Source organism: Bradyrhizobium sp. C9, from assembly GCF_002532045.1.
In the GTDB taxonomy this organism is placed as follows: domain Bacteria; phylum Pseudomonadota; class Alphaproteobacteria; order Rhizobiales; family Xanthobacteraceae; genus Bradyrhizobium.
Map to the genome: position 1 here is coordinate 56,591 of NZ_NWTG01000010.1, position 25,288 is coordinate 81,878.

General features: G+C 64.7%; 24 protein-coding genes. 8 read left to right on the forward strand and 16 right to left on the reverse strand.

Annotated features, from left to right (window positions below; translation table 11 throughout):
• Positions 1-16: 16 nt before the first annotated feature.
• The 3 genes from CO675_RS20550 to CO675_RS20560 form a co-directional block, all read right to left on the reverse strand.
• Positions 17-1,357, reverse strand: coding sequence for a tetratricopeptide repeat-containing protein (locus tag CO675_RS20550; RefSeq protein WP_143279057.1), 1,341 nt, complete (start codon positions 1,355-1,357; stop codon positions 17-19).
• Positions 1,358-1,369: 12 nt separating this feature from the next.
• A complete protein-coding gene (locus CO675_RS20555) occupies positions 1,370-1,972 on the reverse strand; it encodes a hypothetical protein (protein ID WP_245452832.1) in 603 nt (200 codons plus the stop codon).
• Between the two features lie 94 nt (positions 1,973-2,066).
• The gene (locus CO675_RS20560; RefSeq protein ID WP_097673706.1) at positions 2,067-3,212 is read right to left on the reverse strand and encodes a patatin-like phospholipase family protein; all 1,146 of its coding nucleotides are present in this window, start codon (positions 3,210-3,212) and stop codon (positions 2,067-2,069) included.
• A gap of 253 nt (positions 3,213-3,465) precedes the next feature.
• On the opposite strand from CO675_RS20560, the gene CO675_RS41475 reads away from it, so the two are divergent.
• The gene (locus CO675_RS41475) at positions 3,466-3,867 is read left to right on the forward strand and encodes a toll/interleukin-1 receptor domain-containing protein (RefSeq protein ID WP_245452833.1); all 402 of its coding nucleotides are present in this window, start codon (positions 3,466-3,468) and stop codon (positions 3,865-3,867) included.
• A gap of 114 nt (positions 3,868-3,981) precedes the next feature.
• On the opposite strand, the gene CO675_RS20570 is transcribed toward CO675_RS41475, so the two are convergent.
• From CO675_RS20570 to CO675_RS20580, 3 genes are all read right to left on the reverse strand, one after another.
• Positions 3,982-4,713 carry a hypothetical protein gene (locus CO675_RS20570; RefSeq protein ID WP_097673707.1) on the reverse strand — a complete coding sequence of 244 codons (732 nt, stop codon included), beginning with the start codon at positions 4,711-4,713 and terminating at the stop codon, positions 3,982-3,984.
• Between the two features lie 108 nt (positions 4,714-4,821).
• Positions 4,822-5,064 (reverse strand): hypothetical protein, encoded by a 243-nt coding sequence (locus CO675_RS20575; RefSeq protein ID WP_050405529.1) that lies wholly within the window; start codon positions 5,062-5,064, stop codon positions 4,822-4,824.
• Positions 5,065-5,178: 114 nt separating this feature from the next.
• On the reverse strand, positions 5,179-6,156 hold the full coding sequence (locus CO675_RS20580; protein WP_097673708.1) for an NAD(P)H-dependent flavin oxidoreductase: 978 nt from the start codon (positions 6,154-6,156) through the stop codon (positions 5,179-5,181).
• Positions 6,157-6,242: 86 nt separating this feature from the next.
• Here CO675_RS20580 and CO675_RS20585 point away from each other — a divergent pair, with 86 nt between their 5' ends.
• The gene (locus CO675_RS20585) at positions 6,243-7,805 is read left to right on the forward strand and encodes an AMP-binding protein (RefSeq protein ID WP_097673709.1); all 1,563 of its coding nucleotides are present in this window, start codon (positions 6,243-6,245) and stop codon (positions 7,803-7,805) included.
• Between the two features lie 27 nt (positions 7,806-7,832).
• On the opposite strand, the gene CO675_RS20590 is transcribed toward CO675_RS20585, so the two are convergent.
• The 8 genes from CO675_RS20590 to CO675_RS20625 form a co-directional block, all read right to left on the reverse strand.
• Positions 7,833-8,744 (reverse strand): alpha/beta fold hydrolase, encoded by a 912-nt coding sequence (locus CO675_RS20590; RefSeq protein WP_349644028.1) that lies wholly within the window; start codon positions 8,742-8,744, stop codon positions 7,833-7,835.
• A 212-nt stretch (positions 8,745-8,956) separates the two neighbouring features.
• Complete coding sequence (locus CO675_RS20595) at positions 8,957-11,098, reverse strand: hybrid sensor histidine kinase/response regulator (protein ID WP_245452834.1); 2,142 nt, start codon at positions 11,096-11,098, stop codon at positions 8,957-8,959.
• Positions 11,099-11,317: 219 nt separating this feature from the next.
• Positions 11,318-12,091: a thioesterase family protein gene (locus CO675_RS20600; RefSeq protein ID WP_097673712.1), complete on the reverse strand. Its 774-nt coding sequence runs from the start codon at positions 12,089-12,091 to the stop codon at positions 11,318-11,320.
• Entirely contained in the window at positions 12,091-13,059 is a 969-nt protein-coding gene (locus CO675_RS20605; protein WP_097673880.1) for an NAD(P)H-dependent flavin oxidoreductase, read from the reverse strand. Before CO675_RS20605 ends, CO675_RS20600 begins: the two co-directional genes overlap by 1 nt.
• A 170-nt stretch (positions 13,060-13,229) precedes the next feature.
• The gene (locus CO675_RS20610) at positions 13,230-13,727 is read right to left on the reverse strand and encodes a hypothetical protein (RefSeq protein ID WP_097673713.1); all 498 of its coding nucleotides are present in this window, start codon (positions 13,725-13,727) and stop codon (positions 13,230-13,232) included.
• Positions 13,728-13,951: 224 nt separating this feature from the next.
• Positions 13,952-14,533: a YqaA family protein gene (locus CO675_RS20615; RefSeq protein WP_097673714.1), complete on the reverse strand. Its 582-nt coding sequence runs from the start codon at positions 14,531-14,533 to the stop codon at positions 13,952-13,954.
• Between the two features lie 63 nt (positions 14,534-14,596).
• Entirely contained in the window at positions 14,597-14,998 is a 402-nt protein-coding gene (gene hisE / locus CO675_RS20620) for a phosphoribosyl-ATP diphosphatase (protein WP_097673715.1), read from the reverse strand.
• Between the two features lie 123 nt (positions 14,999-15,121).
• The gene (locus CO675_RS20625) at positions 15,122-15,565 is read right to left on the reverse strand and encodes a hypothetical protein (protein ID WP_097673881.1); all 444 of its coding nucleotides are present in this window, start codon (positions 15,563-15,565) and stop codon (positions 15,122-15,124) included.
• 308 nt (positions 15,566-15,873) lie between these two features.
• Between CO675_RS20625 and CO675_RS20630 the strand changes: the two genes are divergently transcribed.
• The 6 genes from CO675_RS20630 to CO675_RS20660 all read left to right on the forward strand — a co-directional run bounded on the left by CO675_RS20630 (position 15,874) and on the right by CO675_RS20660 (position 23,677).
• Entirely contained in the window at positions 15,874-16,884 is a 1,011-nt protein-coding gene (locus CO675_RS20630) for an ABC transporter substrate-binding protein (RefSeq protein WP_349644027.1), read from the forward strand.
• Between the two features lie 204 nt (positions 16,885-17,088).
• Positions 17,089-18,867 carry a glucan ABC transporter ATP-binding protein/ permease gene (locus CO675_RS20635; protein ID WP_097673716.1) on the forward strand — a complete coding sequence of 593 codons (1,779 nt, stop codon included), beginning with the start codon at positions 17,089-17,091 and terminating at the stop codon, positions 18,865-18,867.
• 252 nt (positions 18,868-19,119) lie between these two features.
• Positions 19,120-20,478: a D-alanyl-D-alanine carboxypeptidase family protein gene (locus CO675_RS20640; protein WP_245452835.1), complete on the forward strand. Its 1,359-nt coding sequence runs from the start codon at positions 19,120-19,122 to the stop codon at positions 20,476-20,478.
• Between the two features lie 179 nt (positions 20,479-20,657).
• Complete coding sequence (locus CO675_RS20645; RefSeq protein WP_097673718.1) at positions 20,658-22,340, forward strand: long-chain fatty acid--CoA ligase; 1,683 nt, start codon at positions 20,658-20,660, stop codon at positions 22,338-22,340.
• An 83-nt stretch (positions 22,341-22,423) separates the two neighbouring features.
• Entirely contained in the window at positions 22,424-22,981 is a 558-nt protein-coding gene (locus tag CO675_RS20650; protein ID WP_097673719.1) for a DUF924 family protein, read from the forward strand.
• Positions 22,982-23,191: 210 nt separating this feature from the next.
• A complete protein-coding gene (locus CO675_RS20660) occupies positions 23,192-23,677 on the forward strand; it encodes a peroxiredoxin (RefSeq protein ID WP_097673720.1) in 486 nt (161 codons plus the stop codon).
• Between the two features lie 177 nt (positions 23,678-23,854).
• Here CO675_RS20660 and rnhA read toward each other — a convergent pair whose 3' ends face one another.
• Together rnhA and CO675_RS20670 are read right to left on the reverse strand one after the other, a co-directional pair.
• On the reverse strand, positions 23,855-24,316 hold the full coding sequence (rnhA, locus tag CO675_RS20665) for a ribonuclease HI (RefSeq protein WP_171947839.1): 462 nt from the start codon (positions 24,314-24,316) through the stop codon (positions 23,855-23,857).
• On the reverse strand, positions 24,304-25,284 hold the full coding sequence (locus CO675_RS20670; RefSeq protein ID WP_097673721.1) for a homoserine kinase: 981 nt from the start codon (positions 25,282-25,284) through the stop codon (positions 24,304-24,306). Before CO675_RS20670 ends, rnhA begins: the two co-directional genes overlap by 13 nt.
• Positions 25,285-25,288: the final 4 nt, after the last annotated feature.

The following is a 25,288-nucleotide window of genomic DNA, read 5'->3' on the forward strand; positions in this document are numbered from 1 at the left end:
TGCAAGACGCGCGCGATCAGGCTGTCTTGATCTTGTCAACGATGGCAGACAATCGCGCGCGCTTTGCGGCGTCGGTGACCTGCGCAACGGTGGTTTCGAGGTCGTCGAGCACGCTATCGACTTCCCATTTGGCCTTGCCTTCGGCAATCACATCCTCGGCAAGGTCGTCGGCCTTGTCGGCCTCGCCCAAGTCAAATGCCGCAACAAGCAGCGTCGGGCGATACCATCTGTCGGCGATCTGCAGCCGTCTGGCGCGCTCGCAGGCGGCGATAACTGCACGAAGGGCCGTCTGCGCGCGCTCCTCATCGCCTGCTTTTCCCCGCGTCCGATAGAGTCGCGGCAGATTGCTGGAGCAATAATAGGCGTTGAGATCGAGGTCCATTCCCTGCTCATAGCAGTCGATCGCCTTGGAAAGGGCTCCCTTGCGTTCGGATGCACTGGCCGTCGGAGCCTTGGAGAGACGCTTGTAGCGACCACCCATCAGGCCCAAGCGTTCCGGTGTGGGCCCCGCAAGATCAATCAGTGTCTGGATTTCGGCGACGGCCCGAACATCGTCCCCTATCTGGGCAACAGCGAATGCACGATTTTCCTGTACTTCCGGCTGGTTCGCGAAGCGCTTGGGAAGCCCGCGGGTGTAGTCGAGCAGCGCGTTCCAATCCGCGTTGGTATCGACGCAATCGCGCAACAACAGCAACAAAGCGAGGGCCTTCGCGTAGCTTAGGGGTGGATTTCCCTCCGCGGCGACCAACGCCTGCGCGCGCTTCATGCGCTCGGCCTTCGGTGCTGCGCGCACTGCCCGGATTTTGGTCTGGAATTCGGCTTGCTCGGCGAGTTGATCTCGCATGGTTATCGCCTTCTCCGGATCGACCTTGCAGGGATAGCCCGGGATCGATTGGTGCATCGGCGAAACTCCGTCACGACGCGCCTCGATTTGATCCTTGATCGCGCTCTGCACAGCGGTGGCGGTTGCCTCGGTAATCTCTCCCTCGGGCAGCGGATATCGAATGGTTCGCATCTGCGCGACATCGAACAGCGGCTTGGACCAGTCGGCCGCGAGCAGGACACATCCTGTCTCCTGCGATGCATGACGAATACCGACCTCGTAATACACATTGCCGTTCGGGATCGTCATGTCGGCGAGCACCAGATCGGCGAAGTAGAGCCGCTCCAGCATCTCGCTGATAATCAATGCGCTAGTGTCCTGATCAGCGCGCACCGGCTCATACTTGAGCGCCTTGATAACCGGAACGTAGGCACGATCCCACAGCGCGTTGAAATCGATCTCGGCCGGCCCGCGCCCGGGCTCAGCCTGGGTCGGCTTGCGACCGTAAGGCATGATCATGAAACACGACGGCATTTTGCAATTCCTTCAGTCCCATAATTTTTTCGTATCCAGCCAGTAAACCCACGTCGTCTTGCGCCCGGCCTCATCCATCAGATGCTTGGCGCCGCCTGGACCGTCGCCGCCCTCACCGTTCCACAGGCAGATGAAGGCGAGCTTCTTGTCGCCAAATCGCGCGGCGCGTTCGAGCATCCATCGATTGTCGCGCTCGTAGGCGTTTTCACTGGCCGGCAGCGGCCTCAGTTCGTCGGGCATGACATGGAGCGTGGCCTTCGATTTCGCGGCGAAATACCGCGCTCGCCAATTGCCGCCGGCGAAATCGACCGAACCGGCAAGGAACGTTGGTTCATCGAACGGAATATAGATCTCAAGCCGCATGCCCTGCGCGAGTGCAGCTTCCGCAAACAACAGGTCGCCACCGCAGGCGCCGCCGCAAATGGCGAGATCACCTTTGGTGACACCGATCTTCGCAAGTGCGTCGGCAATCGCAGCGGCGGCCGCGGGCTCCTTGTCCGGTGGAAATCGTGGCGTCTTTCGATCTGGCGCATCGATCATGTGACCGCTGAAGAGAACCACCGTGTTCGGTGATTTGGCGTCTTGTTCCGTGGCCATCGCGACACCTCGACTCATGATTGGATCATTGCGTCCAGGTGACGAACCTAACTGAAGGCGAATTCCTTGTCGAAGCGGGGATCAGCGTGTCGTGATGCCGCTCCGCGCGGCATCACGACACGCTGAGATCGAAGGCTAGTGGGAAATGTTCCGGCTTGACCTGCTCCTTCGCGGCGAACTGTCCGATCCCGGCGAGTTCGTCCATGTTCCTCGGGTCGTCCATCGCTGCGACCTTCGCGAGCGCGTCCGACGTCCGATCGATGCTGAGCTTCTCCTTCAGCCAAGCCGTTTCCAGCAGCACATTGAAGCGCGCATAGGTCGCGAGTTGCGGCCCGTTCTGGCTGTCCGCGATCATATCGGTCACCGCGCGATCGATCGGCCATGGCGTCAGGCAGTTGGTCAGCCATTGCAGCATGCCGTGATTGTGCCGGCTGCAATCGTCCATGAGCGATTGCAGCGACCGCACGCCCTGCTCGGTCGCCGGCATGCGGACAATCTGCTCGGTCGAATACGTTGCCTTGAATACGCCGGTACCCGCCGAGATCAGCAGGAGCTTGTCCTTGCCGGTGTGCCACCGGAAGCCGTGGCCATGGAGTGCCGCAAGCATCAGGAGTTGCAGGGCCGGATCGTTGAACGGGCTCACGCCGCCGTCGACAAAGGCGCCGTTGACCGTGTTGCCGTTGCGCGCCGAGATCGTGATCTCCTCGGGCTTGAAATAGGTTGGCGCCGCGGTGCTGGCGCGCACCACCTCGGTCAGCCGCAACGCGCCGTCCTGCCTGGCAAAGGTCGCGTCCGGATGATTGTGCAGCGGCCAGGGACTGCCGGTGTCGAGGCGCTTGGTCATGATCATCAGGCCGGTGCGGATGCGATCGCCGCCGAGCACCGTATCGGCGCCGAGTTGCGCATCGAGCGCGTGCTGCAAGGCGTCGGAATCGAATTTCGGCGCCAGCAGTCCCCGCCGCCAGAATGACTCCTGAAAGATGTCGGCGCCGATCGACCGATAGAGCTTCTTCAGGGCGTCCACGGTCATGCCGCAGGCAAGCCCCGCCGCGATGATCGATCCGGTCGAGGTGCCGCCGATCAGATCGAAGTAGTCGCACAGCAACAGGTCGTTGTTCTTGTGCCGCTCGCGTAACTGCGTCTCAATCGCGGCCAGGTATTCGAGCGTCAGGACGCCGCGGATGCCGCCGCCGTCGAGCGCCAATATCCGCTTTGGTCCGTCGTCACGATCAAGATGCTGCAGCTTGGTCTTCGGCATATTTACCCCCGACTATGACTTTTGCTGATCTCGATACGGTCGACCGATCACGGTCGAAGGCTCAATAGGTCGTGCATCCGGGCGCGAACCACGCCTGGGCCATGAAAATGAAGCGATGCGCCCACGTCGACACATCAGCCGAGTTTCGAAAAGTTTTAGCCAGTCCGCTCCGGAGCACGACAAGCATCGCGCGCCGGCTCCGTGGGCATCTTGCACATGGTACACCCTAAGGTATAGTGAGATACGTCACTCGTTGGCGGCTTTTTCTCTTTCCCGCCCGGCGATCGCAGATTTAAGAGACGAGCTATCATCCTATCCGCGGCAAGACGTGCAGCCGCAGCATTCGGCCGACGAGACGCGGCCAGCCGTCGCATCAAATTCGTGCAGATCGGATTTTGCCGTGCCAAATGATTTCTCGGTCTTTGTCAGCCATCGCAACGAAGACAGATTTCTCGCGCGTCGCTTGAAAGCGCGGCTCGAATATCTCAGCAGCCTGGACGGTCAGCGCTCGGTGGAATGCTTTGTCTGCGAGGAAATTCCCGGCGGCGCGGAATGGCGGCAATGGATGATCGACGACACGGCGAAGGCCGACTGCCTGATCTTCATCCGCACCAACGAACCGCTGTACAACGCAAGTCGTGGACCTCGACGATGACTTCAGCGCCAAGCGAGGGGACGATCTGCTGCAGCGCTATCACGAATGCCTGGAAAACCTCGATTCGATCCTGCGACAGGGCGGCCGCAGGTTCGGCCCGGCCGACCCCTGCGCTCAGATCATCGAGGCGACGCGTTCGAGGCCGATCAGGCGGGCCAGCGAGCGGACCTCGTTCTTCTGATCCTCGCGGAGCTGGAACAGCAGCGGCATCGCCGCCGACTTCAGCTGCTGGACTTCCTCGGAGTCGGGATCGATCGGCATGGTTCCCGAAGCGGGATCGCCCTGGCGCTTGGCGTGGATCTTGCGCGCGACGGCGCGCAGCGCAGTCTCGACCGCCGGCCAGTAATACTCCTGCGAAGACGACAGTTTCAGCCGGTCCTTGATGCCGGCGATCTGCGCATCGCTGAGCAGCGCGTAGGTCTTCTGCACCGGCTTGGCGGCAACCTTTGGCTTCGGCGGGGCAGGGGCGATCTGCGCGGGAGCGGCGGGCTCGGCGATCTGCGGCTGGGCCGCAACGGCAGGGTCGGTGATCGTCGGAAGGCCGATATCGGCAGGCTCAACGGAGGCATAAGCCTGGCGCACGGTATCGGTCGCGCCCGGGATCGCGGCTTGCGCCCGCAGCAGGAGCGGCGATGGGCTGGCGGGAGGCTCGGCAGGCCGCGGCGCCTCGAAGGCAGCGGTCGCGAGCGTCGTGACCGCGAGTTTGTCCTGCTTGCCGGCGCGATTGGCGACCGGTCCAATGTCGGCCTGCGCCGCCGGCAGGCTGTCACGGCCCAAAATGGCTGTTATCGCGGCGCCGGCGAGGAGGAGGCAGGTCAGCGCGGCGAGGGTGATGGCTCTGGTCAAAAACTACTCCATTCCCGGCCGATGTCGCCGCAAACTGCGCGCGAAATGCGGCGCTAGCGTGCCGCGACAGCGCCAAATAGGTGAAATCGTCCCGAAACGGCCCGAAAATCAGGCCGCAGCGTCAAGCTCATAGGCTTCCTGGATGTCGGCCACAATCTCATGCGCCGTCCAGAGGGCACCAGGCTGGACCGAGTGCAGGCTGACGGTCCAGTTGGTGCGGCGGGTGCGCGGCGTGCTGACGATGTCGAATTCAACCTGACGGCACAGCGGATGCCGCTGCAGGGCGTAGAACACGCGGGTCCGGAGATCGTCGAGCGATGCCGGGGTTTTGGCGAGCGCCTCAAAAGCCATGTCGCATTCCCACTACTCCCGGGCGGCCAGCCGCGGCGGCGGACCATCCCGTGGCGCATAGTTGGGACTGGCATGGTTAATGCCGCGTTAAGCGGACAGACGGGACTTGATGGATCAGGCGAGCCGCACCCGCGCGCTCGCCGCCTCGTACTCCGCGATCGTCTGGGCCACGAGTTCGTCGACGCCAAGCACCCCAGTCACCCCTGAGGTGGAGTGACCGCCGCTCCAGATATCACGCCAGCGCTTGGGCCGGCTTTCGCGGGCGCCGATGTCGATGTCCTTGCCGATGTCGATCGCGCCGCGCGCCGGCAGGTCATCGGGATCGAGGCCGGCAGCCTCGATCGAGGGCCGCAGCATGTTGGTCTGCAAGCCGGTGAACGCCGTCGTGAGCAGGATGTCGTCGGCCGTCGCCTCGACCAGCATCTGCTTGTATCTGGCGTCCGCCATGCTCTCGCGCGTCGCGATGAACTTGGTGCCCATGTAGGCGAGATCGCAGCCGAGCGCCTCCGCGGCGCGCAGCGCGTGACCGTCGCTGATGCCGCCGGCCAGCACGATCGGGCCGTCGAAGAAGGCGCGCACCGCACGGACGAACACGAACGGGTTGAGCCAGCCGGTCTGCCCGCCGGCGCCCGCGGTGAGCAGCACGAGCCCGTCGGCGCCGGCTGCTGCCGCGCGCTCTGCATGGCGGATCGAGGCGACATCGGCGAAAACAAGCGCGCCGGCGTCATGCAGCGGTGCGAGCACCGGCGCGGGCGAGCCGACCGAGGTGATCACGAGCTCGGGCTTATGTCGCAACAGCACCGCGAGATCCTGCGCCAGCCGCGTGTTGGAGCGGTGCACGATCAGGTTCGGACAGATCGGCGCCGCCGCGCTGCCGCTTGCATCGGCATGCGCCTGCAGGCGGCGCGCGATGTCGCCGAGCCATGCATCGAGCTGTTCCGTCTCACGGCAATTCACCGTCGGAAACGAGCCGATCACGCCGTTGCGGCAGGCCGCTACCACCAGCTCGACACCCGACACCAGAAACATCGGCGCAGCAATCAGCGGCAACCGGAGGCGATCGCGAAAACGCGAGAGAGGATCAGCGGACAAGTCGTTTCATCCCTGCATCATTGTGTTAGCGTTGCGCCAACATTGGCACGCAAGAGGCCAGAGGCAAAGCGGGAGGAGACCACCAGATGAGCAATCCGCTCTATGCATTTCCGGCGGTGTGCGAGCAGACCTTGCGCGCGCTGGCGCGCTATCCGTCGCGCACGGCCTTCGCATGGCCGGGCGGCTCGCTCAGCTATCAGGGCGCGACCGACCTGATCGGACGGATGCAGAGCGTATTCACGCGACTCGGCTTTGCGCCGGGCACCCGCGTCGCGATGCTCACCGCCAACCGGGCCGACACCTGGTGCGCCGGAGTTGCCGCGCAATTGTCGCGGCTCGCGATCACCTGGCTGCACCCGCTCGGCTCGCTCGACGACCAGCTGTTCCAGATCGAGGATTCCGAGGCCGAGATGCTGATCATCGACGGCATCACGTTTCGGGATCGTGGCGGCGAGCTCGCGGCGAAGGCGGCGAGCCTGAAGACCGTGTTCACGCTCGGCCCGGCGGATTACGGTGCGGACCTGTTGCAGGTCGTCGAGGATGCCGGCAGCGCGACCGCGACGAACTTCGCCCGCGAGGACGACATCTCGACCCTGAACTACACCGGCGGCACGACCGGCAAATCCAAGGGCGCGCTGCGCTATCACCGCGAGTATGGCGGCTTCGCCGCCGCCATCCTCGCCGACTTCGAGATTCCCGAGACGCCGCGCTATCTCACGGTGGCGCCGATCAGCCATGTCGCGGGTACGAAAGTGCTGCCGACGCTGATGCGTGGCGGCACCGTGCACATGCTGAAGGGATTCGATCCGGAGGCCGTGTTCACGACCATCGAGCGCGAGAAGATCAACTTCACGCTGTTCGTGCCGACCATGATCTATGTGATGCTGGACCATCCCGCGCTTCCCAAGACCGACCTCTCCTCGCTCGAGCTGTTGCTCTACGGCGCCTCCGCAATGTCGCCGAGCCGGCTGGTCGAAGGCATCGAGCGCATCGGTCCGGTGTTCTCGCAGCTTTACGGCCAGACCGAATGCTATCCGGTCTCGGTGCTGCGCAAGGCGGACCATGACCCGAAGACGCCGGAGCTGTTCCTGTCCTGCGGCTTCCCGATCGCCGCCTGCCAGGTGAAGATCCTCGATCAGGACGACCAGGAGGTCGCGACCGGCGAGGCCGGAGAGATCTGCGTGCGCGCCACCCATGTGATGGCCGAGTACTGGAAGCGGCCCGACATCACGGCGGAGACGCTGAAGAGCGGCTGGCTGCACACCGGCGACATCGCCCGCAAGGACGAGCGCGGCTACATGTTCATCCTCGACCGCAAGAAGGACATGATCGTCTCCGGCGGCTTCAACATCTTTCCGCGCGAAGTCGAGGACGTGCTGTCGCAGCATGCTGATGTGGCGATGGTTGCCGTGGTCGGCGTGCCCGACGACAAATGGGGCGAGGCCGTCACCGCCGTCGTGGTGGCGCGCGAGGGCACGACGCCGAACGCCGACGAGCTGATCGGCCTCGTCAAGGCAAAGAAGGGCTCGGCACACGCGCCGAAGCAGATCCAGTTCGTCAAGGAGCTGCCGATGACCGGCGTCGGCAAGGTCGACAAGAAGGTGCTGAAGGCGCGCTTCTGGTCCGGCCGCGACCGCATGGTGGGGTGAAGCGACGATCGCGCAAACCTGTCGCCGTCATTGCTTGTGCCGGTCGAGACGCGCAAGGAAGTCGCGAACCAGTGTGGCGATCTCGTCGGTCGCTTCGTCGAGCGCGAAATGTCCCGCATCTAGGATGTGCACTTCGGCTTTCGGTACATCGCCGGCATAGGCGATTGCGCCGGCGACGGTGAACGACGGGTCGTATTTGCCCCAGAGGACGAGGGTTCGCGGCTGCGTCTCGCGAAGCCATTTTTGCCAGAGCGGATAGGAAGCAACGTTGGTCCGGTAATCCAGGAACAGCGTGGCCTGGATGTCGGCCTGGCCCGGTCGGGACAGAAACGCCGATTCGTCGATCCACAGATCCGGATCGTAGCGATCGGGATGCGGGCTCGTGCCGACATGACGCTGGCGGGTCGCTTCGGCGGACGTGAAGTTGGCCTTCAGCTTGTCGAGCTCGCCGGCCGGATCCGCCCAGAATTTCCTGCGCGCTTCCCAAACCGGGCCCAAACCCTGTTCGTGGGCGACCGCGTTCTGGATGATGATGGCGCTGATACGTTCGGGATGGGCAAGTGCCAGGCGGAAGCCGACGGGCCCGCCATAGTCCTGCATGAACAGCACATAGTGACCAAGACCGAGCTTTGTCGCGAACTCGCTCGTCACGCGCGCGAGATTGTCGAAGGTGTATTCAAAATTGGACGGCGCAGGCGCACTGCTGTTGCCGAATCCGGGATAATCAGGGGCGATGATGTGATATTTATCCGCCAGCAGAGGCAGCAGCGGCTCCCACATCCGCGATGAGGAAGGAAACCCGTGCAGCAACAGCACGACCGGTGCATCGGGCGGCCCGGTTTCGCGGTAGAAGATGTTGAGGCCAAGAACCTCCACCGTGTGATACGAAACCGATCGCCGGCTCGATTGCAGGTCGCTTGCCGAAACCTGCATGGCCATGCCGGCGAGAACGGCAGAGATCGCCAGTCGGGTGAATACTTTCATAACGCAGCTCCCACGTGGTGCTCGTCGTTCTTCGACGTGATGTAAGCAACACCCGTGACGCGCTTATCCTCCGGCGCGGCGATCGCGCGCAGATCACGTTTCCGACATTGTCAGCCGCGCGGCCGCGGTTCGCGGCACCGTGTCGAGGCGCCGCGCAAGCGGGGCTTTCAGTGTGACGGGGAGAGATTGGAAGGCGTGGCGAGACTGTCGGCGCCGGCGGCAGTGTGCGGACCAGCACCCTGCCCCAGCAGCTGATCGAGCCGCTCACGCAGCTGATCCTGGTGGTAGGGCTTGGCCAGCCGCGGCAGGTCGACCTGGGTGCCGTCGGGCAGCTCGGCATAGCCGGTGGCGAGCAGCACGACGAGATGCGGGCGCAACTCGCGCGAGGCCGCGGCGAGTTCGAGGCCGGTCATGCCGGGCATCACGTGGTCGGTCATCATCAGGTCGATCTCCTGGTCGCTCCTGAGGATATCGAGGGCGTGCGGTCCGGAATTGGCGCCGATCACGCGGTGACCGAGGTCCTCCAGCATCTCCATGGTCGACATCGCGATCAGCGGATCGTCGTCGACCAGCAGGATCACCGCCGAGCGCCTGATCTTCTGCGCCGCAGGCGCCGGGACCTCCACCGCCGGCACGGCAGTCGCGACCGGCAGCACCAGCACGGCTGTGGTGCCCTTGCCGACCGCGCTCGACAGCTGCAGCGCGCCGCCGAGTTGCACCGCGAGCCCATGCACCATCGACAGGCCGAGCCCGGTCCCCTTGCCCACCGGCTTTGACGAGAAGAACGGTTCGATCGCCCGCTTCAGCACGTCCGGCGGCATGCCGCTGCCGCTGTCAACCACCGACAGCTTCAGGTAATTGCCCGGCTGCAGCGCGGGATCGTTTTTGGCCTGCCAGACAGCGAGGCGGATCTCGATCACGCCGCCATCCGGCATCGCATCGCGCGCATTGATCGCAAGGTTGAGCACGGCTAGCTCGAGCTGATTGGCATCGACGCAAGCCGCCGGCAGTCCGTCCGGGATATCGAGCCGCAGCGCGATACGCGGCCCGAGCGAGCGTTCGAGCAACTCACTCATGTCGCGCACCAGCGCGCCGAGATCGACCGGCACCGCGCGCAGATCCTGCTGCCGTGCGAATGCCAAGAGCCGCTGAGTCAGCGAGGCCCCGCGCTCGGCGCCCTGCAACGCGCCGTCGACCAGCCGGCGCAGGCGCGGATCCTCCGGCATCCGCTTGCGCAGCAGATCGAGATTGCCCATCACCGCCATCAGCAGATTGTTGAAGTCGTGCGCGACGCCGCCGGTGAGCTGGCCGATCGCCTCCATCTTCTGCGCATGGCGAAGCTGTTCCTGCGCCCGCTCGCGCGCGGCGACCTCCTTCATCAGGTCGGCGGTGCGCTGCTCGACCCGCTGCTCCAGCGTCGCGGTGAGTTCGGCGAGCGCGGTGCGCTCCGCGGCGAGCTGCGCCAGCAGCGCCTCGCGCTCGATCTCCGCGGTCTTGCGCGCGGTGATGTCGGAGCAGACCCCGACCAGCGATCGGATGCTGCCGTCGGCCCGGCGCACCGCGCGAGCGCGCACGTCGAGCCAGTGCTGGGTGCCGTCGGGCCAGATGTTGCGATACTCGATCCGGTAGTCCGCGCCGGTGCGCAGCGTTTGCTCGACGGTTTCACTGCGGCGGGCGCGGTCATCGGGATGCACGGCGTCGAGCAGATCCCGATAGGTGAAGGGATCGCGAGGCTTGCGCCCGAAGAAGGTCTTGCAGGTCGGCGACGCCTCGAGCTCGAACTCCGGCAGATGAAGTTCGAGCGCGCCGAGATGGCCGGCATCTAGCGCGGTCTGCAACAGGTCTTCGTTCTCGGTCAGGTCTTCCAGAATCTGGCGGGTCTGGTACTGGCGGCGGCGGCCGCGCACCGCCGCGGCGACCAGGCTCACTAGCGTGGTCGGATGGAACGGCCGCTCGATAAAGGTGACATTGCCGAGCGCGCGGCCGAGCCGCGCCGCTTCGGGATTGCGCTCGGGCCCGCCCTTCTCGCTCATCAGCACGATGGGAAAATCCGACCATGACGGCTGCTCGTTCAGCCAGCGCGTCAGGCCGGCAAGGTCGCCGGTCCTGATCGCCTCATCGGCAATGATGGCAAGGCCGGCCCCGCTTGCGACCTCGCGCTCGAACTCGGCGAGATCGCCGCAGATGTTGGCGTAATAGCCGGCTTCCTTGATCAGGTGGGCAGTCTTGACGGCGTCCCGCTCGCTCGCGGCGAGGATAACCGCGCGTTCCGAGGACGGGCCGGGCTTCACCGCGTGGCTCCGAGCCACCGCGCAGCGCCGATACCACCCGCCCGCAACGGACAGGGCCACCGGACGGCCTTGGCCAGGAAACCGGCGGCGAGATCGATGCGCGTCATGACACCCCCTAACGAGACCAAAACTCGTTGGTGCCGCCAACCGTTCCGGACCCGCAGGGGTATTTTTGTGCACGGGCGGCCGCTGCGGGCCGCCCCTGCACTCCATCGTGGCGGCTGAAGCCGTCCGGCGCTAGCGCCGCTCGATCACCAGGCTCTGGACGGCCCTGCCGAAATAGCCGCGCTGATCGGCGAGCCGCGACATCGCAAGCCCGGCACCGTCAGGCCCGATCCAGGTTTCGCTGTCGAGCAGGACCCAGTCGCCGCGCGGCTCGCGCGCCAAGCTCACGGAGAGATCGGCGTTGATGAAGGTCCACTGGCTGAAATCGAGCGCCGGCGAAACGCCGTTGGAGAAATCCGAAGCGACCACCGCACGCATCGCCTGCGAGACGGCGGAGCCCGCGATCAGCGGCTGGTTGATGCGGAACCAGATCGCGCCTGGACCCAGCACGCCGAAGCGGCCGCGCGCGGCCCGCATCGAAATGTTCTTCGTGAACGGACTGTTCGCGAGGTTGCCCGGCTCGACCATACTTTCGTCGGGGCCCGGCAGATCGACCGGAAGGGCCGCGATATCCAGCGGCAGCTCGGCCGCCTGATGCTTGATCTTCAGCACGGTGGCCGAGACGACGAGAACGCCGTCGGCGAACAGCCTGACGCCGCAGAGCTGGATTTTGCGGCCGTCGCGCAGGACCTCGCTCTGGACCGTCAATGGCGCCACCGGCACAGGACGCATCAGGTCGATCGTGACCCGCGCGATCCGCATCGACACCGGCGCGGGGATCGCTTCGGCAGCCCACACCACCAGCGCGGCCGGCGCGGAACCGTGCTGCATCCGCGGGTCCCATGGACCCGCGGCATCGGGACTGGTGACGACGCGGTCGCCGTCGACGCGAAAGATCGGGTCCATCAAAGCGCCGGATCGACCGCCTCGTCGTATTCCTTCTTGAACCGGGCGATCAGCTCGGCCGCGGGCACCACCTTGGAGATGCTGCCGACGCCCTGGCCGGAGCCCCAGATCTCCTTCCAGGCCTTCGGCTTGGCACGCTCGCCGGAGGAGTCGGTGCCAAAGCTCATCTTCGAGGGATCGGAGGTCGGCAGGTTTTCCGGATCCATACCCGCCGCGACGATCGACGGCTTCAAATAGTTGCCGTGCACGCCGGTGAACAGATTGGAGTAAACAATGTCCTCGGCGGACGAATTGGTGATCATGCTCTTGTAGCCCTCGACCGCGTTTGCCTCCTTGGTCGCGATGAAGGCGGAGCCGATATACGCGAAGTCGGCGCCGATGATGCGCGCGGCGCGAATGGCGCGGCCGTTGGCGATGGTGCCCGACAGCGCGATCGGCCCGTCGAACCACTGCCGCGTCTCCGACACGAACGGGAACGGCGACAGCGTACCGGCATGACCGCCGGCGCCGGCCGCAACCAGGATCAGGCCGTCGGCGCCTTTCTCGATCGCCTTGTGCGCGAACTTCTGGTTGATCACGTCGTGGAACACGATGCCGCCCCAGCCGTGGACGGCCTGGTTGAGCTCCTCGCGCGCGCCGAGCGACGAGATGATCATCGGCACCTTGTGCTTCTCGCAAAGCGCCATGTCGTGATCGAGCCGGTTGTTCGACTTGTGCACGATCTGGTTCACCGCGAACGGCGCCGACGGCCGCTCCGGATGCGCCTTGTCGTAGGCGGCAAGCTCTTCCTTGATCCGGTACAGCCATTCGTCGAGCAGTTCCGGCGGCCGCGCGTTCAGCGCTGGAAACGAGCCGACCACACCGGCCTTGCACTGGGCGATGACGAGATCAGGCACCGAGATGATGAACAGCGGCGCCCCGATCACGGGAAGAGACAGGCGGCCCTTGAACAGAGCAGGCATGGACATTGGCGGCGGATCCTCAAGTTGGTTGGTCTCAATGCTGACCGTCATACCAACAAGGCAATCTTTCCAGTGTCAAGTATTGCGTTATGGCGCTGCAAAAAGGGTGACAAAACCTCATCCACACGCGGCATTTTTCGCAGGCGTATGGCATCCCAGAGGCAATTTTGCCCGCCTTATTGGCAGACTGCCCGCGTCACGAAATTTTCCGTCTTGCAGTCGTTCGGCCCACGCTTGTGGCCCGGCAGATAGACCAGCGGCGAGCATTTCTCGGAGGCGTCGGTGTCGATGCTCTTGCCCTCCTTGAATCCCTTGCTCTGGCACAGCCGGTCGGCGCCGATCTTGCAGTCCGGCGCACCGTTCGAGGCCACCACGCAGGCTGCGCGCCCGGTCACCATCGTCGAGGGGCGCGCGATGTTGGTTAGGTCGTTCATGGTGTCGCTGGGGCTCTTCAGCTGCGGCAGCACCGACTTCGACTTCTCGAACAGCTTTCCGATTTCGTTGATCAGTCCCGGATTCTCGCGCTCGACCGGCGCGGGCGGCAACTCGATCTGCTGCGGCTGGACTTCAACAGGCCGCTGCGCCGGCGACTGCACGCCGAGCGCGGGCGGCGCTGTCTGCGCCCGCGCGCCGTCGGTCGCAGGCAGCGCCATCGACAGCGCAAGGCCCGCCATCGCAACGCACGTCCTGGCGGGATTGAGTCTCGCGAGATTCACCGGTGGTCGATTCCATCAGCCAACGCAGCGACCGTAGTCCGAAGCCGTCCGCGAGCAAAGACGCGAACGGCTAGAACTTTGGTTAGAGCGTTTTCGAGCGAAGTGGGCACCGGTTCGCGTGAAGAAAACGCGTCGAAACAACAAGCTAGAGCTCCGGTTCTGATTTAATCAGAACCGAAGCTCTAGATCAGCTTGAATGCGACGACAAAGCCCAGCACCAGCACGATCGCGCCGAGCGCAACCCACAGGCCGAGCCGCTTCTCGAGCTCGGCGCGGATGACATCGCCATAGCGGTTGAGCAGCACCGCGACGAAGAAGAAGCGGCCGCCGCGTGCGACGATCGAGCACAGGATGAACAGCCAGATGTTGTAGCCGGCAAAGCCCGACGTAATCGTCACGAGCTTGTAGGGGATCGGCGTCAGCCCCTTCACGAGGATGATCACGGCGCCCCACTCGGCATAGGAGGCGCGGAACGCGTCGACCTTGTCGGACAGGCCGTAGAGATGGATCAGCCACTGTCCTAGCGAGTCATAGAGCAGAGCGCCGATCGCGTAGCCGAGCACGCCGCCGGCGACAGACGCGACGGTGCAGACGGCCGCGAACCACCAGGCCCGCTTCGGCCGCGCCAACGACATCGGCAACAGCATGATGTCGGGAGGGATCGGGAAGAAGGAGCTCTCGGCGAAGGCGACGGCGGCGAGAATCCACAGTGCGTAGGGCTTGTCGGCCGCCGCGACGCACCAGTCGTAAATCCGTTTCAACATGGGCGCGATGAACCATCATGGAGCAGATTTGTCCATGCCGGGAATGGATCGAATTTGGTTGATTTACGACTGCCGTTTGCGCAGCCGGTTCTCCAGCGCGACAATTCGACGCCGAACCACCGGAACGGGCGCAGTCTTGGGGACCTTGACCGGCGACTTCGGCAGCTTCTCGGCGATCCCGAGCAGTCGCTCGCGCCGCTCCATCTCGCGCCAGACATCCCCCGGCTTTACGCCGGCCGATGCCCAGAGAACGGTGAGATTGTAGAGCAGGTCCGCGCTCTCGCGGACGACAGCGTCGGGCTTGCCGCTGACGGCGTCGATCACGACCTCGACCGCTTCCTCGGCGAGCTTCTTGGCCATCTTGGCCGGGCCGCGCTGGAACAGCCGTGCCGTGCGCGAAACTGCCGGATCAAGATCCTTGGCCGCGATCACCGCCTGGTAAAGCCGCTCGATCGAATCACTCATCCTTCGACGCTAATCGAAACGCGTCGCCAGCGTGTTAACGGGCGAGCCGGCAACGAAAAATCCACCGGCTTCGCAGCCGGTGGATTCGATCTTTTGTGACAGTTCTGAGAACCGACGACGGTGTCAGTACGGCGTATAAGGCAGTGCCGAGCGGCGCCCGTAATAGCCGTGATAACCATAATACGGTCCGCCGCCGTAATAAGCCGGCCCACCACCATAATAGGCGGGTCCGCCGTAGTAGCCCGGGCCGCCATCGTAGTAGCCATAGGAGTCGTAATAGTCGCGACGGTTCTGGGCTGCGGCGATTGCCAGACCCGTGCCGACGATCCCGGCGAATACGGCCGCAGCGGCCGCGCCACCGCCTCCGCCGCGATAGTAGCGACGGCGCGCGCTGATGTCGGTTGCGCCGCTCGTGCCGTGCGATGTGGTCACGGCCGCCGCCCTGCCCGCCGCAGCAGAGCCCGCGAACGCCATCGTCGGCTCAACGGCCGTCAACGCCACCGCGGCAACCGTTGCCAATGTGGCTGCGCGGCCAATGGACGAAAAAACACCTTTTCGCGCAAACATTGCAGTCATCCTTTGTGGAAGCCGGCCCGACGGGCCTCGATGAGCTAACCACTACCCCTAGATTAGGTTCCCCAAACCGAATGCAAGCTGAACAACCCAGACGTGAGAACATGGCAGTCATCGGCCGTTCACCTTGCCTGGGGCAGAATGCGTGCAAACAACGCTTGAAATTGATGCTTGAATTGCACCCTGCCCTGGCGCATTCGATGTCATGAAGCAGGCGCGGCCGGCGCGGCACTTTGTCTCGCCTCCCGGATGTGATGATGCAGGTAAGTCGGACCACCGTTCTCCGCTGGATACTGGCCGGCATGATCGGCCTTTCGGGCGGCGTGTGGCCGGCCGTCACACCGCTGCGCGCCGGCGATGCGCCGCAGCCGCTCACCATCCAGCTCACGCTCGACCGTCCACTCGATGCTGCCGCGGCCCCGTTCGTGATGGCGTCGGCCGGCGGCCTGTTCAGCGCCGAGGGCCTCAGCGTCGGCACCAACGTCGCCACCAGCTCGGCGGACGCAATCGCGCGCGTCGCCGACGGATCGAGCGATTTCGCCCTTGTCGACATCAACTCGCTGATCCGCTTTCGCGACAAGCCTGGTGCGGCCCCCGTCAAGGCGGTGTTCGTACTGTTCAACCAGGCGCCCTATGCGATCATTGCCCGCAAGAGCCGAGGCATCAAGGCGCTGACCGACATCCAGGGCAAGAACCTCGGCGTCGCCGAGGGCGACCTCTCGATCCGGCTCTGGCCCGCGGTCGCCCGGCAGAACGGCATCAAGCTTGCGAGCGTGAAGCAGAACACGATCAGCGCCGCGGTGCGCGAGCCGATGCTTTCCGCAGGCCAGGTCGATGCCGTCACCGGCTTCTCCTATCTCTCGGCGATCAATCTGCGGGATCGCGGCGTGCCGGCCGACGATCTCGCGGTGCTGCGCTTCGCCGACTTTGGCTGCGAAGCCTATGGCTTTGCCGTGATCGTCAGCCCGCGCCTTGCCGCGGCGAAACCGGACGCGGTGAAAGGCTTCGTGCGCGCCGTGATCGGCGGCACCAACCTCGCGGTCAAGGACCCGGCCCGCGCGGCGAGCGAGGTGGTGAGCCGGATGGACGGCGGCTCGCGCGATCTCGAGCTCGAGCGGCTGGGCGCCATCATCCGCGACAACATCCTGACCGGCGAGGTGAAACGCAACGGCCTCGGCGGCATCGAGCCGGAGCGCTTCGAGCGCTCGCTCGACCAGCTCGCGGAGGACGTCAAATTCCAGAAGCGACCGCACGCCGCCGACATCTTCGACGACCAATTCCTTCCGCCGATCGATGGCCGGCTGGTGAATTGAGAGCATGCGAATGCGTAGGTGACGAGCGGCACCAAATGTTCAACGTCGTCCTGGCGAAAGCCAGGACGACGGCGTTGGGAGCCGCTCGCCGCAATCGCCGTCACCCTGAGCATGACGCGGTGTCACCGCTGGCCCTCGCCCGCGAACCCTGATTAGATTGCATCCCGCCTGACCGGGCGCCCACCGCTGACGAGTCCCGCCGGCATGTCCATGCTTCGCCTCTATACCCGCGTCCTCGAACTGCTCGGCAAGGAGGCGCGGCTCGGCTGGATCCTCGCCGCCGCCAACATGCTGCTCGCCGGCGCGCAATTCGCCGAGCCGGTGCTGTTCGGCAAGATCGTCGACGTGCTGTCCGGCCGGCCGGTCACCGGGCTGTTTGCGACCTCCTCGGCATGGCCGCTGCTCGCGGCCTGGGCGGCATTCGGCCTGTTCACGATCGGCTGCAGCGCGATCGTAGCACTGCAGGCCGACCGGCTCGCGCATCGCCAGCGTCAGGCCGTGCTGACGGACTATTTCGAGCACATCCTGCAGCTGCCGCTGACCTTCCACTCCGGCACCCATTCCGGGCGGCTGATGAAGGTGATGCTGAACGGCACCGACGCGTTGTGGCGGCTCTGGCTCGGCTTCTTCCGCGAGCATTTCGCCGCGATCATGTCGCTGATCGTGCTGCTGCCGCTCGCGCTCTACATCAACTGGCGGCTGGCGATCCTGCTGTTCGCACTCTGCGTCGTGTTCACCGTGCTGACCACGCTGGTGGTGCGCAAGACCTACGGCATGCAGAGCGAGGTCGAGGCCTATTACAGCGACCTCTCGGCGCGCGCCTCCGACGCGCTCGGCAATGTCGCACTGGTGCAGAGCTTCGTGCGGATCGATTCCGAGGTGCAGGGCCTGCGCTACGTCGCCGACAAGCTGCTCGCGGTGCAGATGCCGGTGCTGTCATGGTGGGCGCTGGTCACCGTGATCACGCGCGCCTCGACCACCATCACGGTGCTCGCGATCTTCACCGTCGGCATCGCGCTCCACAACGAAGGCCTCACCACGGTCGGCGAGATCGTGATGTTCGTCTCGTTCGCCACCATGCTGATCCAGAAGCTCGAGCAGGTGGTGAGCTTCATCAACAATGTGTTCATGGAAGCGCCGCGCCTGCAGGAATTCTTCGACGTGCTCGATGCGGTGCCGGCGGTGCGCGACCGGCCCGGTGCGATCGACCCCGGCCGGCTGTCCGGCCTCGTCGAATTCAACGACGTCTCGTTCTCCTATGACGGCAAGCGGCCGGCGATCGAAGATCTCAGCTTCACCGCATTGCCGGGCCAGACCATCGCGCTGGTCGGCTCGACCGGCGCCGGCAAGTCCACCGCGATCGCACTGCTGCATCGCGCGTTCGATCCGCAATCCGGCATCATCAAGATCGACGGCATGGACATACGCGCGATGAAGCTGACGGCGCTGCGGCGGAACATCGGCGTGGTGTTCCAGGAGGCGCTGCTGTTCAACCGTTCGCTCGCTGAGAACCTCCGCGTCGGCAAGCCTGACGCGACCGACGAGGAGCTGCGTACCGCCGCGACACGTGCCCAGGCGCTGGATTTCATCGAGCGCAGCGAAAAGAAGTTCGACACCCATGCCGGCGAGCGCGGCCGCATGCTGTCCGGCGGCGAGCGGCAGCGGCTGTCGATTGCGCGGGCGCTGCTCAAGGATCCGCCGATCCTGATCCTCGACGAGGCGACCAGCGCGCTCGACGCCGTGACTGAGGCCAAGGTGAATGCCGCTCTCGACGAAGTGATGAAGGGCCGCACCACCTTCGTGATCGCGCACCGTCTCTCGACCATCCGCTACGCAACCCGCATCCTGTTGTTCGACCAGGGACGGGTGATCGAAAGCGGAACTTTCGATGAACTGGTGGCGAAAGGCGGCCGTTTTGCCGAACTCGCGCGGGCCCAGTTCATGGTCCAGGAACAGGCGCGCGCCGGCATCGAGGCACCATAATTCTCCCCTTTCCAATTGAGGCGGCTGCCGAAATTCAGCCGATTTCGTCCACGATATAATTGGCCGGCCTCTGTTCTCTGCTGGCAAGCCGGTATAGGGTTTGCATCGCCGCAAAGCGGCGCCGGACACGCTTGAAACCCGTACGTCACATCGCAAGACCTCCTTCTTGAAGGCGGGTCTCAAAGGACCGGAACCGTCGTGTATTTTCCTCGCCCGCTGCGCCCGTCGTTGAAATGGATTCTGGCTACAGCGATGCTTGCCATCGCAACGCCGCAGGTCGCGCAAGCCGAGGCGCTGCTGGTCGTCGAGGCCGACACCGGGAAGGTGCTGCAGGCCGACAATGCGACGATGCCGTGGTATCCGGCCTCGCTCAGCAAGCTGATGACCGCCTATGTGACGCTGAAGGCGGTCAAGGACGGCCGGGTGTCGCTCGACACGCTGCTCACGGTGTCGCCGACCGCGTCATCGCAGTCACCCTCGAAGATGGGGCTTCGGCCCGGCACCCAGGTCACCGTCGACAACGCGCTGAAGATGATGCTGGTGAAGTCGGCCAACGACATGGCCGTGGTGCTGGCCGAGGGCATCGGCGGCTCGATCGACGGCTTTGCCGGCGAAATGAACCAGACGGCGCAGAAGCTCGGCATGACGCAAACGAGCTACGTCAACCCGAACGGCCTGCCCGCCGACGGCCAGATCACCTCGGCGCGCGACATGGCGATCCTCGCCCGCGCCATCATCCGCGATCTGCCGGAATACGAGTATTTCGTCCACATCCCGTCGATCCGCTTCGGCCGCCGCGTCACCCAGAACTTCAACAAGCTGATCGGCCGCTATCCCGGCGCCGACGGCTTCAAGACCGGCTTCATCTGCGCGTCCGGCTACAATCTCGTGGCGTCGGCGACGCGCGACGGCAAGCGACTGATCGCCGTGGTGCTCGGCGCCTCCTCAGGCCGCATGCGCGCGATCCGCGCCGCGCAGCTCCTGGATCGCGGCTTTGCCAATAACGGGCTGGCGTGGCTGCGGCCCTCGCTCGGCACCGTCGACAATCTGGTGCCGATCGATACCACCCCGCCGAACCTGCGCGAGGAGATGTGCGGCGCCAAGCACAAGCGGCCCGCCAGCGACGAGGACGGAGAAGATACCGTCGCCAGCGCCGGCGCGGGCACCAACGGTGACAGCGGCGTGAGCTTCTTCGCCTCGGGCCTGCAGGCCGCGATGCCGACAAAGCCGGCCGACATGCTGGCGCAGCCGGCGGCGGCATCCGAACCGGTCGTGGTTTATACGGGACCGACCAAGACCGGCGCTGCGTTGATCGCCGCGGTCGAGGCCGACACCGAGAAGCTGCAGCCGGCCAAGCGCGCCAAGGGCAAGCACACCCGTGTCGCCGGCAAGAAGCCCGATGCGGCTGACGACGCCAAGGGTGACGTCAAGAACGCCTCCAAGTCGGACAGCAAGCCGGCGGCCAAGCCGGTGCGTCACGCCAACGCCAAGCCGGATGCCGCAGCTGCGAAGCCGGCCGCTGCAAAGCCCGCCGGCAAGCCGGCGGCTGCAAAGCCTGCCGTGAAGCCCAAGGCTGAGAAGCCGAAAGCCGACGCCAAGCCGGCCGGCTAACCGAGCGGGCGGCTCCTTCTATTCTCCAATGCGTCGATAGCGCGCAGCGGCTTGCCATCGGCCGCGGCATCGCTCAATACTGCCCGAAATACCGCGGCCAAGAATAATACGACCAAGGGTCGGAAAAACCGGAAGCAATCCGGGACGCCAGTCAAAATTTGAGAGAGGGAATAACCATTATGGAGCGCATCTGGCTCAAGCATTATCCGGCCGGCGTGCCCGCCGATATCGACGTCACGCAATATTCGTCGCTGGTCGAATTGCTGGAAGAGAGCTTCAGGAAGTTCGCCGATCGCAAGGCGTTCATCTGCATGGACAAGGCGATCACCTATCGCGAGCTCGACGAGATGTCGACCGCGCTCGGCGCCTACCTGCAGAGCAAGGGGCTGCAGAAGGGCGCACGGGTCGCACTGATGATGCCGAACGTGCTGCAATATCCGGTCGCGACTGCCGCCGTGCTGCGTGCCGGCTATGCCGTGGTCAACGTCAATCCGCTCTATACCCCGCGCGAGCTCGAGCATCAGCTCAAGGATTCCGGCGCGGAAGCGATCATCGTGCTGGAGAACTTCGCCACCACCGTGCAGAAGGTGCTGCCTAACACCGCGGTAAAGACCGTGATCGTCGGCAGCATGGGCGACCTGCTCGGCTTCAAGGGCGTCATCGTCAACCTGGTGGTGCGCCGGGTGAAGAAGATGGTGCCGGCCTGGTCGATCCCGGGTGCGGTCAGTTTCAACGAGGCGCTGTCGGCCGGCCGCGGCATGAAGCTCAACAAGCCCGTGCTGACGCGCCAGGACGTCGCCTTCCTGCAATATACCGGCGGCACGACCGGCGTTTCCAAGGGCGCCACGCTGATCCACCAGAACGTGCTCGCCAACGTGCTGCAGAATGACGCCTGGCTGCAGCCGGCGCTGAAGAAGCCGCCGCATGTCGAGCAGCTCTTCATCGTCTGCGCGCTGCCGCTCTATCATATCTTCGCGTTGACCGCGTGCTATTTGCTCGCGGTGCGCGCCGGCGGCGTCAATCTGTTGATCCCGAACCCGCGCGACATGGCGGGCTTCATCAAGGAGCTGTCGAAGTACCAGGTCAACAGCTTCCCGGCGGTCAACACGCTCTACAACGGCCTGTTGAACACGCCCGGCTTCGACAAGCTCGACTTCTCCAAGCTGAAGACCTCGTTCGGCGGCGGCATGGCAACGCAGAAGCCGGTCGCTGAGAAATGGCTGAAGGTCACCGGCTGCGCGCTGTCGGAAGGTTACGGCCTGTCGGAGACCTCACCGACATTGACCTGCAATCCCGCTGACGCGGACGAGTTCTCCGGCTCGATCGGCCTTCCCGTGCCCTCGACCCATCTGTCGATCCGCGACGACGACGGCAACGAGCTGCCGCTCGGCGAGGCCGGCGAGATCTGCGCCAAGGGTCCGCAGGTGATGGCAGGCTACTGGAACAGGCCGGACGAGACCGCACGCGTGATGACCGCGGACGGCTATTTCCGCACTGGCGACATCGGCGTGATGGACGAGCGCGGCTACACCAAGATCGTCGACCGCAAGAAGGACATGATCCTGGTCTCGGGCTTCAACGTCTATCCGAACGAGATCGAGGAAGTGCTCGCGAGCCATCCGGGCGTGCTCGAATGCGCTGTGATCGGCGTGCCCGATGCGAAGTCCGGCGAGGCGGTGAAGGCCTTCGTGGTCAAGAAGGACCCCAACGTCACGGCGGACGACATCATCAAGTTCAGCGCCACCCAGCTCACCGCCTACAAGGTACCGAAGCAGATCGAATTCAGGACCGACCTGCCGAAAACCAATGTCGGCAAGATCCTGCGCCGCGAGCTGCGCGACGAGAAGAAGGCCGCGGCCTAGAGCATAATCCGGAAAAGTGCGAAGCGGTTTTCCGAATAGATTATGCTCAAACAAGAGCCAGGTGATGCGGGCGTTGGACGGACATGACTGACGCTCGCATCGCGACGCCTGCCGACGTCATCGCGTTCTGGCGAAAAGCCGGCCGCGACCGCTGGTACAGGCACGACGACGCCTTCGACGCCGAAATCCGCAGCCGGTTTCTGGCCACCTGGCAGAAGGCGGCTGCCGGCGAATTGTCGTCATGGGAGGGGAGCGACGAGGGCGCGCTGGCGCTGACCATCGTGCTCGACCAGTTTCCGCGAAACCTGTTTCGAGGCGACGCCAGGACCTTTTCAAGTGATGCGCTGGCGCGTGAGGTAGCAAGGCGCGCCATCGACCGCGGCGTCGATGCGCGGACCGCCCCGGTGCTGCGCGAATTCCTCTATCTGCCTTTCGAGCATTCGGAGGACCTCGACGACCAGCAGCGCTGCGTGACGCTGTTCCGGCAATATGACTGCCATCCCGACAATCTGAAATATGCCGAGGACCACGCCGACATCATCCGCCGGTTCGGCCGCTTCCCGCACCGTAACCGGGTGCTGGGCCGGGAAACCACCGCGGAAGAGCAGGCCTTCCTCGACGCCGGCGGGTTTTCCGGCTGATGACGGAACGGTGACTGGAGCCTTTTTCGTTCCGATTGCATCGGAACGGGGCTCCAGATTCTTGTTTTGACGCGTTTTCTTCACGCAAACCGGTACCCGCTTCGCTCGAAAACGCTCTCACCTTCGGCATTGCCGTTCCTGCAGCAGGTCGTATTGTGCGGTCCAACCGCCGGGTTTAAGACAATTCCGCTTCACCGAGGGAGAACAACGATGACGATCAATGTTGGCGACAAGCTGCCGGAAGCCAAGTTTCGCGTAATGACCGCCGAGGGTCCGCAGGTCAAAACCACCGACGACATTTTCAAAGGCAAGAAGGTCGCCCTGTTCGCGGTGCCCGGCGCCTACACTGGCACCTGCCACAAGATGCATCTGCCGAGCATCTTCCTCAACGCCTATGCCTTGAAGAACAAGGGCGTCGACACCATCGCGATCGTCTCGGTCAACGACGCCTTCGTGATGAACGCCTGGAAGCGCGACACCGACCAGCGCGACGAAGCCGTTTTCCTGGCCGACGGCAATGCCGACTTCACCAAGGCGATCGGCATGGAGCTCGACGCTTCCGGCAACGGTCTCGGCATCCGCTCCCACCGCTACTCGATGCTGGTCGAAGACGGCGTGGTGAAGAAGCTCAACAAGGAGCCGGCTCCGGGCAAGGTCGAAGTCTCCGGCGGCGACACCCTGCTCGGGCAGCTCTGAGCTGACGCCGCGCGCACACTGTCGTTGCCCGGCTTGGCCGGGCGACCCAGTACGCCGCGGCCTCACGTTTCAATTACGAACGCCTCTGGAATACTGGATCGCCCGCCTTCGCGGGCGATGACGGTTTTGGGTATGGCGATAGCCGGGCTCGCTGACGCGCCGCCGGCGCTCGCCGCCCTACCCCTTCAACCGCGCCATCGCCACGCCCTCGCGCGCCAGCTCGTCGGCGCGTTCGTTCTCGGCGTGGCCGGCATGGCCCTTGATCCAGTGCCAGCGCACCTCGTGCGGCTTCAGCGCGGCGTCGAGGCGCTGCCACAGCTCGACATTCTTGACCGGTTTCTTGTCGGCGGTACGCCAGCCATTGCGCTTCCAGCCGTGAATCCATCCGGTGATGCCCTGGCGGACATACTGGCTGTCGGTGGTGAGGTCGACCACGCACGGCTTCTTCAGGGCTTCCAGCGCCGAGATTGCCGCCATCAGTTCCATGCGGTTATTGGTGGTGTGCGCCTCGCCGCCCTTCAATTCCTTCTCGACGTCGCCGAATCTGAGGATCGCGCCCCAGCCGCCCGGTCCGGGATTTCCGGAGCAGGCACCATCGGTGAAGACAATCACATGCGGCTTGTCGCTCACGCCACGCATCCTGCCGGCGTGATGCCGTAGTCGCTGAGGCTCGCGACGTTCTGATGGAAGCGCAGCTTGCGGACGTATTCCAGCGGATCCTTCGGCTGCACCAGCGCACCCTCGGGCACGTTGAGGAAATCGACCAGGCGCGTCAGCAGGAAACGCAGCGCGGCGCCGCGCGCGAGCAGCGGCAGCGCGGCCTGTTCCGCCGCCGACAATTGCCGCTCGCGGCCATAGGCATTGAGCAGCGCGCGCGCCTTGGTGACGTTGAAGGAATGATCCGGCTCGAAGCACCAGGCGTTGAGGCAGATCGCGACGTCGTAGGCCAGGATGTCGTTGCAGGCGAACGGAAAGTCGATCAGGCCCGAGACCTTGTCGCTGAGGAAGAAGACGTTGTCGGGAAACAGATCGGCATGGATCACGCCGACCGGCAGATCCGCCGGCCATGCGGCTTCGAGATGATCGAGCTCGCGCGCGATGAAGTCGTGCAGACCCGGCTGCACGCTGTCGGCCCGCGCGGCGGCAAGATTGAACAGCGGCCGCCAGCCGGAGACCGAAAGCGGATTGTTGCGGACCAGCGGAAAGTCGCGGCCGGCCAGATGCATCCTGGCCAGCGCCTCGCCGACGCCGGAGCAATGCGCCACGTTCGGCCGCCGCGGCCACATGCCTTCGAGGAAGTTGATGATCGCCGCGGGCCGGCCGGCGAGGCGGCTGTAGACCTCCCCCTTGCGGTTGCGCGCCGGCTGCGGGCACGACACCCCGCGCTCGGCGAGATGCGCCATCAGCGACAGGAAATACGGCAGGTCGTCCTCCGCCACGCGCTTCTCATAAAGCGTGAGGATGTAGGCGCCCTCGCTGGTGTGCAGCAGGAAGTTCGAATTCTCGACGCCCTCGGCGATGCCCTTGTAGGAGAGCAATTCGCCGATGTCGTAGCTCTTGAGGAATTCCGCGAGGTCTTCGGCGGCAACGTCGGTGTAGACCGCCATATGG